The sequence below is a fragment of the Wocania ichthyoenteri Th78 genome (assembly GCF_000789235.1).
GTDB lineage: Bacteria > Bacteroidota > Bacteroidia > Flavobacteriales > Flavobacteriaceae > Wocania_A > Wocania_A ichthyoenteri.
The window spans coordinates 1,360,815-1,374,438 of record NZ_KN525716.1; the positions used below are offsets into that span (position 1 = coordinate 1,360,815).

Here is a 13,624-nt window from a genome sequence, read left to right on the forward strand (position 1 = left end):
AAGAAGATTAATTGCTAATTAATAAGATACATTTTTCTTGTAGAGTGGTGCAAAAAACTAGAAACTTAACTTTATCTTTTTTAAATAATTACTATTTAAGCATATCTGTATGAAGCTGTCTAAGCTTCGCTAATTTAGGTGTAATTACAAAACTGCAATACCCTTGTGATTGATTATTACGGTAATAATCTTGATGCTCATTTTCGGCTTCATAAAACACGTTTAAAGCAACAACCTCAGTAACTATTGGATTTTCATAATGTACCGCAACCTCTTTGATTACAACTTCTGCTATCTCTTTTTGCTTATCATTACAATAAAAAATCACTGAACGGTATTGCGTACCTCTATCTGCACCTTGTCTATTTAAAGTAGTAGGATCGTGCGTTGTCATAAAAATAATCAAGATATCTTCATATAAAATAATACTGGTATCAAATGTTATTTGTACCACTTCGGCATGTCCTGTTAAGCCTGAGCAAATTTCGCAATAGGTTGGACGCCCAGGAACATTTCCTCCTGAGTAACCAGACACGACCTTTTCTACACCTTTTACTTCTTGAAAAACAGCTTCTGTACACCAAAAGCAACCACCACCAACTATAGCAATTTGCAAACTCTTATTATTCATTCATCGCCTCCTTATTAAGAATCATTGATTCTGAGTTGATACAATATCGTAATCCGCTTGGTTCTGGTCCATCAGGAAAAACATGACCTAAGTGCGCATCGCAAGTATTACACATTACCTCAACGCGTACCATCCCAAAGGCTGTATCTCTTTCGTATTTAATAGCGTTTTCCTTAATGGGTTGTGTAAAACTAGGCCAACCTGTACCAGAACTAAACTTAATTGTAGAATCAAACAAAGGCATATTGCAACAAACACAATTATACTTACCAGCATCATGAACACTACAAAGCGCTCCGCTATGTGGGCGCTCGGTTCCTTTTTGCCTTGCAATTCTAAATTGCTCTGGAGTTAATTGAGCTTTCCATTCTTCATCTGTTTTTTCAACACGTTTATCTGGAGTTGGGTTTCCTTTTACAGAAAAGTTTATAACTTCTTTCCAAGTTAGCATAATATGGTTCCTTTTTTTTTAGATTAATTTATAATACACTTTTTAACCTAAATATAGTCGTTTTTTTTATCTTAAAATTACATATAAACAGAAACTACGATTCCTATTTTAATTATTTTTTTAGTACTTTGGTTTTTATTAAAACTTATCTATGTCTAAATTGATTAAAAGTACTGAAGAATTCGTGTTTAACTTATTAAAAAACGAGTTAGATCAGTCATTTATTTATCATAACTACACCCATACCGAACGTGTTTTACGAAGTATAAGAGAGATTATTAAAAACACGGATGTAGACAAAAAAGATGCAGAAACACTAGAACTAGCTGCATTATTACACGATACAGGATATACAAAAACTAGAGAAGGACATGAAGAGGAAAGTGCTAAAATTGCAACTGCCTTTTTAAAAAAACAAGGTGCAGACGATAGCATTATTGAAGCGGTTACTGAGTGTATTATGGCTACAAAATTTAAAGATTCGCCTAAAACCGAACTTGGTAAAATAATTAGAGACGCAGATTCGTCGCATTTTGGGAAAAAATATTTTAATGAAGCTAGCGAGTTTTTAAGAAAAGAGTTAGAAATTCAGGGTATTGCTACTTACGCTCCAAGTGAATGGATTAACGAAAACATAAAAGTACTTACTAGAAAACATGAGTTTTACACCGATTATGCTTTAAAAAATTGGCAACCTAGAAAGGAAAAGAACCTTGCCAAACTTATTAAAACCAAAAAGAAAAGAAAAAGCAAACTTAAAACAGAAGAGTTAAAGGCTAAATACAAAGCACAATATAAAAACGAAAGCCCAGAGCGTGGTATTCAAACATTTTATCGAGTAGCTTTAAGAAATCATATTAAGCTGAGTGATATAGCAGATACAAAAGCCAATATTTTACTATCTGTTAATGCTATTATAATTTCGCTAGTACTTTCAAATCTAATCTCAAAATTAGATACCAATGAATATTTAGTGTATCCTACAGCAATATTTACATTATCTAGTGTCATATCAATGATATTATCAATAATTGCCACAAGACCAAATGTAACAAGTGGAGAGTTTACTAAAGAAGATGTAGAAAACAAAAATGTGAATTTAACCTTTTTTGGAAATTTCCATAAGATGAGTTTAAATGAGTATGAATGGGCTATTAATGAGTTATTAAAGGATAAAAACTATGTATACAACTCACTTACAAAAGACCTTTACTTTCTAGGAAAAGTTTTAGAACGTAAGTATCGCATTTTAAGGATAACCTATACTATTTTTATGTCTGGAATAATAATATCTGTAATTGCTTTTGGAATTGCAGTAAAAAATAGTCCTGAAGCTGAAGGTGATCTTAAAGATATACTTCCAGAGAAAAAAACATCAATGATTCAGTTAGATTCTAACAGGAAAAGCAATGCTTTTATTTATAGTGTTTAGGCTTTAATTTCTTTCATTAAATCATTATAAGTATAAAAAGATTTATCTTCTTCATTTTTATGATATAACACACTTACTCGAATGGCTTTTAATCCTGTTACCGCTTGTAAGTCTTGTAGCTCAACTATTTCAACATCGGTATCTAAATAGTTTTTAGATTGTAAAAATTTGATATATCTTAAATATTCGCGCTCGTCTTGTTTTTGTGAGTACACAATGCTTATTTTTCCTTTTTGAGTAACACGCTCTTTAGTGCCTTTAATATAGGCCTTATCAACTCGCTTTTTAACAATTTCGTAGCGTGCATTGTATGTGCCATCTACGTCAAATTGTTTTTCATCCATTCTAAAACTAATGGATAGTGGTTGATTAAACACTAAAACCATTGATGCTACATCTAGCGCCACAGAAAACTCAGATTGCATTTGGTAGTAGGTATTCTCCATTTCGCACATAACCTGTAATTGCCACAAACGTAAATTGTATAAATAAATAGGATTAAAACTTTCTTCTTTAGTGATAGATTCTCCAATGTACATGTTATGCTCTACACCATCGGTTTTAAAACGCTCAAAATAATGTGGGTACATAGCCTGTGCTTCTTCTTGTTTTTTATCTAAAAGCGATGCCATTTCTTTATTAATTAATGCAATAGTATCATCATAATCTTTTCTGTGATGATACAGCACATTAACTTTATCGTCAATACTATTAAAATAAGCATCTATCTGCTCTTTCAACTCATCAATTGTATATAAATGTTTTAAAACAGCATTAAGTTCCTGATTAAAAAATTCAGAAATTTGCTGTTCACTATCCACTTGAAAATGCTTACTTAACCCTTCTAAATAATCATTTATTTGATATACATATTGCTCGTATATTGGTAATGTTTCTATTTTTGAGGCATTCTTAAAAATGTTTTTTACAGCATTTAACTGCAAGGTTAAATCTTCTTTTGTAGCTTGGTTTCTAGCTTCAGATGAGCCTTTAATATCAATTTGCCCATAAAGCGGGTAAATATTATCAAAGGCTATTTTTTTAAAGACAGCTTGTTCACCATTCATTTCAGCTTTAATAAAATCTTTTGCCTCTCTTGCAAATCGCCAATGCACACTCGGATGAATAGAAGTACACTCTTTTTGAATAATGGCTTCAATTAAATTTTCTTCATCATTTTTAGAACGCTCAACTGCAGATATAATGTAAGGCATAACATCAACCAACTTATTGGCATTTATACTGTTAAGCATTTGGGCTTTATTTGATACTATTTCTAAAATTCCCATTAACCCATCATCATTTGCAATAGGTGCAAAAATAGCACTTTTTATACCCTGTTTATGTAAGCTTGTAATGTGTGGAGCGCATCCTTTAGTTTTTTCAAACATTCCATCTACATCAGATACCGAGAAATATTTTTTTTCTTTTAATAATCTATCATACGACCAACTACACAGGGCATCAGTACATTTTTCCTTTTCATAATTTCTAAGAAGATAGCTTTTCATACCTGTGCCATAGACACGCTCAAAAACACCTTCTTCTTTATTATATATTGAAAACCCAACTTTAAGATCGTTAATACCAAAAAGAGATCTGAAAATTTCATGAAATCCAGCCATAAAATTTTCATCTTTTCGTTTGTCATCAGATATTAGACTTGACTTAACGTTAGAGATAGATTGATCATCAGTAACGTCAAAAATGTTTGAAATAACAAACCCTTTAAACGTGTAACTATTTGGTGGAAACTTTTCTTTCCAAAGGGCAATGTTTTCAAAATTATCTAATAATTCATCATAATCTTTTTGAGTTATTTTTGGTGCATTTTTATTAGGAACAATTTCAGTAAAATCGGCATTATATAATATTTTATAAAAATGTGTAATACCATTTTCATCAGGTATTTCGTAATAAAATGGGCGTTTAAAATTTAAATTATACCCATAACAAAAATTTAAAATGATAGTACAAGCAATTATATAAGTATCATCTTTAGGCATGTTTTTAATTTCTAATTCGAAATCTTTACCTGCTGTTTTAATTATACTTTTAAATCGTTCTGATGCATTAAAAATTAAATTATGAAAGGGTATCGACGCTGTTTTTATTTCATTTTTAGTTAAAACTGGACTAAACGAATCTTGTAGAATTGTACTAATTTCTTTTTCTCTTTTTTTTAATATAGAAGCGTCACTAAAGCCGTCTCTTAATTCTGGAAACACGCTAGCTGTTTTTAATATACGTTTAGCTTTAGCTGCAGTAAATTCGTCGCTATTCTCTGCTAATGTTTCATAGTGCTGTAGGAGCTTATTGAAACTCACTTTTAGTTCAAAAGGCGATTCTATATTTTCGTTAATATCCATGATATTGGTTTTCTTATAAAACAAAATTACAAATTATTGCGTTAGTCGTTTTTATATAGACTTTCTAACACATAAAATGTTACAAACTTATTGTTTAATATTTAGGGTTTTTAAATTAAAAAGGCTTCACAAAAAATGTGAAGCCTTTACTACTTATAATTAAGAAACCTGCAACAATCATCAAAATATTAAGTTTTACTAAGGTTTCTTATTTACTAACATGTAAAACTTAAACACTAATAACCAACCAGTGTTTTTTTAAAGCGAACTTAATATTGTTAACAATACAACCATAACAATGGTTGTAAGAACTCCTAAGAGGAAATAAAATCTAAAATTTTTCATCAGTTTTATATTATTTACGATGGTATTTTATTAAAATTTGGTATATGTGTTTTTTTAAAGTATTGAACTCCTTAATGAGCTGGACATATTGCGCTCTTTTATTTTCATGAATATTGGCTCTTAATGCATTGTACTCCGTTTTTCCGTATTCGTATTCATTTTTTAACGCTTGGTCATACTTGCAAAATATTGCCATAATCAAAACATTTTTTCGGCGCAACCCTTGAATTGAACTTGAGACAGAACCTTTTTTAACGAGTTGTTTTTCAATAATATTAAAGTAATTCAATTCGTTATTAAGTTCCTCTAAGGTACTTATCCACAGATTTAACTCGTTCAAATCTTTTTTGATGCATAACTGCCTTTGAGTCTCTATTTTTTGTGATAAGGTTGAATTCAATAAAAAATAATTAGTGCTTTGTGGTAAGCGTAAACTTACCCTGTACCTTGTTAAAAAACTTGTTTTTCAATTTTCTGTATGCCTCTATATGTTGCAAATATCTTCTTCTGCAACTCTCGTGTTCCGTAATGTAAACCATATCGCATTGCGTGTCTTCACACTCTATAATGTCCGTTCGGGAAATTGCATATCTATTTAATGCGGCAAGTAGGTCTTCGTTTTCAACTTCTTTTATTTGAAGACTTTTTAGCACATTATCTTCCTTTAGTTTCAAGCTTAAACCTGTGTTGCACAAGTTTACTAGATTGTTTATTTCCTTTTTTATGTATTTTAAATGGCTCATCCAATTGTCCAACTCTATGGTGTTGATTTTATGCGTAACATCTACATCTGAATCATTAAAGAATATTTGAGTATTTTGATTTTGCATAACTGTTAATTTTATACCACTAAATCCATTCCACTGAAAATTTCTTCTTGACTCACATCAGCAATCTTTAGTTGTTGTTTACCTGCTGGAAATTCCCAAAGAATGACATCATCTTTAGCGTACCCAAAAAGGGCCGACCCCATTGGTGTAAGTATTGAAATTTTGCTCTGCTTCATATCCTTGTCCATAGGTATCACGACTTGCAAGGTTTTTTCCCAGCCTTTATCTGATACTACCGTAACTTTTGAATTAAACCGAACAACATCATCAGGCATTTCGTTTTCATCCAATATGTGAGCAGTTTTAAGTTGCTCAGTTAATTCTTGTAACGATTTTTGGGTATTAAAATCTCCTACATAACCAGATATATTAAGTATGCGTTTTAAATACACATACTCTTTCTTTTCCAATATTAAACTTCCGTACTTCATTGTGTGAATTTTTAAATGTTTTATTATTATTATTATTATTATTATGGGAAAATCCCTCTTTCAATATAAGCTCTTTCTATGCGCTGAATAGCAATACAATAAGCAGCTGTACGCATATCTAGGCCTTCTCGTTGCGAATATTCATAAACCTTATTAAAAGATTCTCTTAACTTCTTTTCGAGTTTAACCATGACTTCATCCAGTTGCCAAAGCTCTCCATTTCGGTTTTGTAGCCACTCAAAATAGCTTCCAACTACACCTCCAGAATTACATAAAATGTCTGGAATAATAGCAATATCTCTTTCTAAAAGAGTTTTTTCTCCATCAACATTTGTTGGTCCATTCGCACCTTCAGCAACTAAACTTGCTTTAATTTGTGAAGCTTTTTTAGCTGTTATTTGGTTGCCTAAAGCTGCTGGAATACATATATCACACTCTGTTGCAAAAAACTTGTCTTTCTCTAAATTTTTAGCATTTGGAAAATCTACAACACTCCCTTTATTTGCCTTTGTATAGTTAAACAAATCTTCAACTACAATTCCTTTTTGATTTTCAATACTACCAAAAGCATCTTGAACAGCTACTAATTTTCCACCTTCTTTCTCTAGGAAATACGCTGCCCAATAACCTACATTACCAAAGCCTTGAACAATAAATTTCTTGACTTTTAAATTGATATTGTTTTTCTCTGCCCAAATTTTAATTGACAAGTAAACACCATAACCTGTTGCTCTATCGCGACCTTCAAGACCTCCACTACCAGCTGGTTTTCCAGTAACTACGTGTTGGTTTGCAGTACGTTCAGCTGGTGGACGTGTGCTCATATACGTATCTGCCATCCACGCCATAGTTTGGCTGTTGGTATTTACATCTGGAGCTGGAATATCGTGTTCAGGACCAATGTTATCTGCCAAAGCAAACGTAAAACGTCTTGTAATGCGCTCTAATTCACCTTGTGAATATTTTGAAGGATCCAATTGTATGCCTCCTTTACCTCCACCATAAGGTAACCCAGCTAATGATGTTTTCCAGGTCATCCACATTGCCAATGCTCTTGCAGCATCAATATCTACAGTAGGATGGTAACGTAAACCTCCTTTATAAGGTCCTAACGCATTATTATGTTGTACTCTGTAACCTCTAAATATTTCTACATCACCATTATCCATTTTTACAGGAAAATTGACAATGATTTCATTATTGGTAATGCTCAATATTTTTCTGATACTTGGATGTAATTTAATTTGGTTCGCAGCACTATTAAACTGCTCCATTACATTGTCCATCATTCCTTTTACTGGCACTTTTTTTGAGTTTTTCTTTATTTCTGCTGTTAATGTTTCCATTTAATAATATGTTTTTGGTTATAATTCGATTCTATTAAATCTTCCTTTATTTGAAAATCTGTAAGGGCTTGTCCTAATGGTATCAAACCTTAGTTTCCCCTTTGTTGTTCTTTGGTTTGTCAATCCGTTTAAAATCGTTTTAAAATTCATAATATGTTTCTTTTACAATTACACCAATACTAAATGAGTTTCCTTAATCTTATATTTTGCCCTTATTGGTGTTATCTGTTTTTAAATTGGCTATCTGAAATATCTATTCGAAATCGATCTTTCGTGATATTTATCCATGATGTATTGATGTCTCATTGTATTTATGCAAGACATTCTAATTTTTAAAAGTTTTTCTTTGATTCCTGATATTACTGTCTTAAAAATCATAATCTTAAGTATTTAATAGTTAAACTAACTGTAAGATTTCTTTTTTGTGTTGCTCTGGTTTTTGCATTGTCTCAGAATTACATATGCTTGGTATATCTTCATCAAACTCGCTACAAGACCAAACTTTGTCTTTTTGTGTAGTTAACACACAATTATTGCGATGTATGCAACTCGGACAAATATTAAAATGATTCATATTAAAATGTATTAATGTTTTACACCTACCATAAGGCAATGGATGTGCCAAAACAATTACCAAAATCATATTGAACACAAAAGACCCTTTGTTTATAAGGGCTTAAAGAGTTGATCGTAGAAATTAAATAAAATTAGAGTTGGTGCAAAATTACCCAACTGAGTGTAAATGTATCAGTAAAAATAAAACTATTCAGAAAGTTTATGACGAATGGTTTTTCTGTCTATTTGAAGAATTTCAGCAGCTTTGGTCTTATTGTTTCCGGTTGCTTGCAATACTTTTTCTATATATTTTTTTTCGATTTCTTTAAGTGGAAGTAGTTTGTTGTCTTCAGAAAAATCCAAACTGTATTTTAAGTGCTCAGGTAAATGCTCTATATCAATTAATTTATCACACATAATTACAGCACGTTGTATAACATTTTCTAATTCACGAATATTTCCAGGCCAATTGTAACGTTCTAAAACTTTTAAAGCTTCAGGTGTTATTTTTAAGAAACGATCTTTATATTCAACACCATATTTAAAAAGAAATTTATCAACCAATAAGGAAATATCTTCCTTTCGTTCACGCAATGGTGCAACCTCAATTTCTACCACAGTTAGTCGATAAAACAAATCTTCTCTAAAAGTTTGTTTTTCAATCATATCTCGCAAATTATTATTGGTTGCTGCAATGATTCTAACATCAATTTTTTCCGCTTTAGTTGCACCAACCTTAACCACTTCCTTTTCTTGAAGTACACGTAACAGTCGAGATTGCACAGCTAGTGAAGCATTGCCAATTTCATCTAAAAAAATGGTACCACCATTGGCTGCTTGAAAAAATCCATCTCTATTAGTTTCGGCGCCTGTAAATGCACCCTTTAGGTATCCAAATAATTCGGCTTCCAATAAGTTTTCAGGAATACCTCCACAGTTGACGGCAATAAATGGTGCTCTTGCAAATTTTCCTTGATAATGTATGGCTCTAGCAACTAATTCTTTTCCTGTACCGCTTTCGCCTTTTATAAAAATTGTGGCTTTGTTGTTTTTAACGCGTTCTATGATTTGAATAACATTATTAATTTTTTCTGAGTTTCCTATAATTTCTCCGTAGGAAGCGTTTTTCTCTTTGAGCAGTTCTATTGTTATATTGGAATCGTTTTTACCAGGTTTAAGCGATTTATCAATAGATGCTTTTAATTCATCTTTTGTAAAGGGTTTCGTTAAATAATCAACAACACCAGATTTGATAGCTGCTAAAGAATCTTGAACCGAAGGATAACCAGTAACTACTAATTTTGGTAATTGGGGATAATGTTCTGAGACAAATTTTATGAGTTCTGAGCCATCAATTTCGGGCATTTTTAAGTCCGTAATTAATAAATCTATTTTGGTGTCGCGTAAAATGGTTACTGCTTCTTTTACCGAAATGGCTTTAAAGGTATGGTAATTCCATGATTGTAAATGACGTTGCAATAATTCTAGAATATTAACATCGTCATCAACAATTAGTATATTTTCTTTGCGCAATTGCATAATTAAGACTTTGGTAATACAACCGTAAATATAGCACCTTTATTTGGTTTATTTTGTGCAGTAATAGTGCCTTTGTGTGATGCAACAATACCATGAACAACACTTAATCCCAACCCAGAACCATCACCTGTTGGCTTGGTTGTGAAAAATGGCTGAAACACTTTTTCTAATGCTTCTGGTGTAAATCCATCACCTTCATCTGAAATTTTCAGAATCACATTATTTTTGGTTTGAATGGCTTCAATAATTACCAATCCATCTTTTGGAGAAAAATAAATGGCATTCATTAATAAATTAAAGATAATTTGTGTGAGTTGAATTGGGTCTGCTCGCAACCATAATTCCTCATCTTCAATCTTTACTATGTATTTCACCTGTTCCTTTCTAAAGGTAGCATCCAAAAGATTGATGGCATTTTTAATGTTAGGTATAATATTAACACGCTTCATTTCCTGAGGCATTTCGCAGGCAAAAAACATAAGTTTTTTAACAACTTCTCTTGAAAAAATAGTGTTTTGAATGATTTTATCTAAATCGGTTAGTGCTTTTTTATTCTCTTTAACATCCGATTTTAACAATTCAGAAAATCCTAAAATATTAGTTAATGGCGTGTTGAGTTCATGAGCAATTCCGGCGGTAATTTCACCTAAAATACTTAAACGGTCTGCACGCTCCATTTGCCTTTTTAATGAGGTTTCGTTTTTTTGAATTTCTATGCGTTCAAGCATATTCCCAACTTTTAAGGCTACATTGTCTAATAATAATTGTTCTTCTTCTAAAAAATCTTCTTTTTTGAATTCTGAAGTGCTTAAATGAGCTATTATTTTCCCTCTGCTTTCATTAAAAATATTAATATTTGTATAGATTGTTACCGTGTCTTGTATAGATTCCTCTGAACTCGTTGAAATTTTATCATTAGTTATGGTAATACTTGTTTTATCAGGATATTGAAATGCTTTTTTTAAACTATTTGCAATCGCTTTTAGTGTATCTTGCAATAGTTCGGCATCGGCATTTACAATTATAGATGACACTTCGTAAAGACAGGTCAATTCTTTAATACGTTCATTTAATATTTGTTCAGTTTTACCCATCAAATGATTATTTGTTTTCAAATTTGGCAGTTACATCTTTCTTCATGACTATGGTTCTATGTGGGAATGGGATTTCAATACCTTCTTTATCAAAACGCTTTTTAATACTTTCTAATACATCAATTTTAAGTTGAAAACTATCACTAAAATCTCTACCCCAAGTCCATGCTCTTATGGTCATTGATGAATCGTTTAGTTGTATTACTGCTGTTTTTACTATAGGTTTTCCCTCCTGCACCTCCAGCTCCGTTCGATTATCTAAAATAAGCGGATGGTTTTCACATTCTTCTTGCATGATTTTTTTTGCCAAATCTATATCACTGTCGTAGGATATCCCAATCTCAATACGTTCACAAGTTTTAAGTTCTCCCATATCATAATTAATGAGTTTTTCTTTATTGATAATCGCGTTTGGAATCACAATCATTTTGTTTTCATAATTACGAATTACTGTATGTCGCAGTGTAATATCGGTAACTGTTCCGACCATAGCATCTGTTACTTTAATGCGTTCACCAATCTTAAAGGGCTTAAAGGCAATAATGAATAAACCTCCAATGATGTTTGCTAAGGCTTCTTGTGCTGCAAGTCCTGCAATAAGCGCCATGACACCTGCGCCACCTAAAGCTGTTTGAGCAACACCTTTAAGGGAAGGAAAAGCCAAAAGACAAAGCATAATTCCAATGAAATAAATACCAACAAGGACAACGTATCTTAAAAATTTAAAACTGGTTGGGTCATGTTCATTTTCTATCTTCTTTTGAATGTCATATTTAAACCACATATTGGCAGTTGTAGCTGCAATTATGGTAAGTGCTAAAACTACTCCTATATAGAGTGCTGTTTTAAAATCATTGGCTAAAGTGTCCTGTTTGCTTTCATCAACAATGAGATAAGTCAAGGCGATTATTCCTAAAACAATCCATAATGTATTGAGTATAAGTTTCAACAAATGAAGTGGTCTTAGTGTCTCTTCAGGAAACTTCCTTTGTTTCTCTTTTACTAGCCAATGATGTAATTTATTGGTCAAAAACCGCAAAACTAAAATTGCAACGATAATAATGAAACCAAAAATTACATCTTGCTTATGCGTTTCTAAAAATTCTACCATAATCGATTTCAATTTTCAATTTTTAAAAAATACTATACTTCAAGCTCTATTAGAAGCTATCTTACTATTAGTTGAATTTAACCTCAAAACCAAATAACCAACTATTGCTGAAATAAAAGACCCTATTAGAATTCCTATTTTAGCAGAATCTATATATTCTGGTGATGATGCAAATGCTAAACTAGCTATAAATATCGCCATAGTAAATCCAATTCCTGCGAGAAAAGAAACACCTATAATTTGTTGCATACTAATATCACTAGGAATTTCTATTATTTTCATTTTTTTAGCTAATATCACTATAGATGCTATTCCAATGCCTTTCCCTAGCACCAGGCAGATTACAATATTTGTAACTAAAGCTGTGTCTAAATATGCCGAACTATCAATAAGCACACCTGCATTTGCAAGTGCAAAAATTGGAATAATAAAATAGGCAACCCATCCATGCAAATTATGCTCAAGATGTTGTAATGGCGACTGAAATTTACTAGCCCAATCTTCTAAGTCATCAATATGTTCAATTTGCTCACTAGACAAGATAGGTTTATTTGAAATACTTACTTTTTTGATTTTATTGAACACTAATTCAAGTTGAACTAAAAATGTTGATGTATCAATTTTTTGTCTAATTGGAACTGAAAAAGCCATTAGAATGCCTGCTACTGTTGGATGCATACCTGATTTTAAAAATAAGAACCAGATGACAGTTCCAAAGAAAAAAAAGATATATCTAGAGTAAAACCCTTTAAATGAAAATAAATATAATACGGCCAACATTACTAAAGCAATTAATAATAAAGATAAATTAATTGAGCCACTATAAAATAATGCAATCACTAAAACTGCTCCAATATCATCTACAATTGCAAATGCTGTTAAGAATATTTTTAAGCTCAAAGGAATGCGTTTTCCAAGAACATTTAAAACTGCTAATGAAAAAGCAATATCAGTAGCCATAGGTATTCCCCAGCCTTTAAAGGTTTCGGGGTTTTGGTTTAAAAACAAAAAGAAAACAACAGGAACTAACATACCACCCAATGCTCCAAAAAGTGGGAATGCTATTTTTTTAACAGAATTTAATTCGCCAATAAGTAATTCTCTTTTAATTTCTAATCCTATTAAAAAAAAGAAAACAGCCATTAAACCATCATTTATCCATAAAATTAATGGCTTTTTAAATTCAAAACTTTCTGTTACTATACCAATATCATATTGCCAAAGTTCGCTGTAGGCATTGCCAAATGATGAATTTGCCCAAACAAGTGCAATTACAGTCGATAGCATTAGTAAAATACCACTAAAACTTTCAATTTTTACAAATTTTTGAAATGGTGTAAGAAATACTTCTTTAATCATTGTTGTTAGTTGCTTTTTTAAACCTACTCAAATATAAGATTTCGCAGTAAGAAACTGCATGAAATAAGTATTGATTTTAGTTGTATGAAAAATTAAAAACCACATAAAATAAATTTATTTAAAAGTAATAT

General features: G+C 31.4%; 13 protein-coding genes. 1 reads left to right on the forward strand and 12 read right to left on the reverse strand.

Annotated elements, in window-relative coordinates; translation table 11 throughout:
• Positions 1 to 91: 91 nt before the first annotated feature.
• Positions 92 to 631, reverse strand: coding sequence for a peptide-methionine (S)-S-oxide reductase MsrA (msrA, locus tag RG22_RS05890; protein ID WP_034041678.1), 540 nt, complete (start codon positions 629 to 631; stop codon positions 92 to 94).
• On the reverse strand, positions 624 to 1,082 hold the full coding sequence (gene msrB, locus RG22_RS05895; RefSeq protein WP_034041682.1) for a peptide-methionine (R)-S-oxide reductase MsrB: 459 nt from the start codon (positions 1,080 to 1,082) through the stop codon (positions 624 to 626). The genes msrA and msrB overlap by 8 nt, the downstream gene beginning before the upstream one ends.
• A 151-nt stretch (positions 1,083 to 1,233) precedes the next feature.
• Here msrB and RG22_RS05900 point away from each other — a divergent pair, with 151 nt between their 5' ends.
• Positions 1,234 to 2,514, forward strand: coding sequence for a Pycsar system effector family protein (locus tag RG22_RS05900; protein WP_034041684.1), 1,281 nt, complete (start codon positions 1,234 to 1,236; stop codon positions 2,512 to 2,514).
• Here the strand turns inward: RG22_RS05900 and RG22_RS05905 are convergent.
• From RG22_RS05905 to nhaA, 10 genes are all read right to left on the reverse strand, one after another.
• Entirely contained in the window at positions 2,511 to 4,883 is a 2,373-nt protein-coding gene (locus RG22_RS05905) for a hypothetical protein (protein WP_034041686.1), read from the reverse strand. The two genes, RG22_RS05900 and RG22_RS05905, sit on opposite strands and share 4 nt — an antisense overlap.
• 355 nt (positions 4,884 to 5,238) lie before the next feature.
• Positions 5,239 to 5,568, reverse strand: a complete 330-nt coding sequence (locus RG22_RS05910) for a hypothetical protein (RefSeq protein ID WP_244462118.1) — start codon at positions 5,566 to 5,568, stop codon at positions 5,239 to 5,241.
• Positions 5,569 to 5,638: 70 nt separating this feature from the next.
• Complete coding sequence (locus RG22_RS05915; RefSeq protein ID WP_034041691.1) at positions 5,639 to 6,058, reverse strand: hypothetical protein; 420 nt, start codon at positions 6,056 to 6,058, stop codon at positions 5,639 to 5,641.
• Positions 6,059 to 6,069: 11 nt separating this feature from the next.
• A complete protein-coding gene (locus RG22_RS05920; protein WP_034041694.1) occupies positions 6,070 to 6,489 on the reverse strand; it encodes a GreA/GreB family elongation factor in 420 nt (139 codons plus the stop codon).
• A gap of 41 nt (positions 6,490 to 6,530) precedes the next feature.
• Positions 6,531 to 7,835, reverse strand: coding sequence for a Glu/Leu/Phe/Val family dehydrogenase (locus RG22_RS05925; protein ID WP_034041695.1), 1,305 nt, complete (start codon positions 7,833 to 7,835; stop codon positions 6,531 to 6,533).
• Between the two features lie 397 nt (positions 7,836 to 8,232).
• Positions 8,233 to 8,478: a hypothetical protein gene (locus RG22_RS17855; RefSeq protein ID WP_156113353.1), complete on the reverse strand. Its 246-nt coding sequence runs from the start codon at positions 8,476 to 8,478 to the stop codon at positions 8,233 to 8,235.
• 119 nt (positions 8,479 to 8,597) lie between these two features.
• The gene (locus tag RG22_RS05930) at positions 8,598 to 9,929 is read right to left on the reverse strand and encodes a sigma-54-dependent transcriptional regulator (RefSeq protein ID WP_034041697.1); all 1,332 of its coding nucleotides are present in this window, start codon (positions 9,927 to 9,929) and stop codon (positions 8,598 to 8,600) included.
• A 2-nt stretch (positions 9,930 to 9,931) separates the two neighbouring features.
• Positions 9,932 to 11,023 (reverse strand): sensor histidine kinase, encoded by a 1,092-nt coding sequence (locus tag RG22_RS05935; protein WP_034041700.1) that lies wholly within the window; start codon positions 11,021 to 11,023, stop codon positions 9,932 to 9,934.
• A gap of 7 nt (positions 11,024 to 11,030) precedes the next feature.
• A complete protein-coding gene (locus RG22_RS05940) occupies positions 11,031 to 12,134 on the reverse strand; it encodes a mechanosensitive ion channel family protein (RefSeq protein ID WP_034041703.1) in 1,104 nt (367 codons plus the stop codon).
• A gap of 39 nt (positions 12,135 to 12,173) precedes the next feature.
• A complete protein-coding gene (gene nhaA / locus RG22_RS05945) occupies positions 12,174 to 13,493 on the reverse strand; it encodes a Na+/H+ antiporter NhaA (protein WP_034041706.1) in 1,320 nt (439 codons plus the stop codon).
• Positions 13,494 to 13,624: the final 131 nt, after the last annotated feature.